This is a genomic window from Parachitinimonas caeni (genome assembly GCF_030129945.1).
GTDB lineage: Bacteria > Pseudomonadota > Gammaproteobacteria > Burkholderiales > Chitinimonadaceae > Parachitinimonas > Parachitinimonas caeni.
Genome location: NZ_JARRAF010000174.1, coordinates 1 through 518 on the forward strand (window position 1 = coordinate 1; position 518 = coordinate 518).

The 518-nt window shown below is 65.8% G+C and carries 1 protein-coding gene; it reads left to right on the forward strand.

Features of this window, described 5'->3' with window-relative positions; all coding sequences use genetic code 11:
- Positions 1-518: IS66 family transposase (gene tnpC, locus PZA18_RS24175; RefSeq protein ID WP_284103446.1), on the forward strand; the 518-nt coding region annotated here is incomplete at both ends.

Consider the following 518-nt stretch of genomic DNA (forward strand, 5'->3'; position numbering starts at 1 on the left):
CGCAAGCCCACTGGTCGCCAGCCTTTGCCCGCCTCGCTGCCGCGCATTGAGCACCGACACGAACCCGCCACCTGCACCTGCGGCCAATGTGGCCAGAATCTGGTGCCGATCGGCGAAGACATCAGCGAACAGCTGGATGTCATCCCCAGTCAATTCATCGTCCACCGCCACATCCGGCCGCAGTATGCCTGCCGACATTGCGAGACGATCACTGCCGAGCCCGTGCCGCCTGCCATCATCGACGGCAGCCAGGCGGCTCCCGGCCTGCTGGCCTGGGTGGTGATCCAGAAGTATCTGGATCACCTGCCTTTGTATCGGATCGAGCAGATCAGCGCCCGTCAGGGCTGTGGCATTGCCCGCTCGACCTTGGCCGACTGGGTGGGCCGGGTTGGCGTGGCCTTGCAGCCACTGGCCGACCGGCTGGCGGTCCGGCTCAAGCAGCAGACGGTATTGCACGCCGATGAGACGCCCGTGCAGCAACTGGACCCGGGTGCCGGCAAGACCAAGCGGGCGTATCT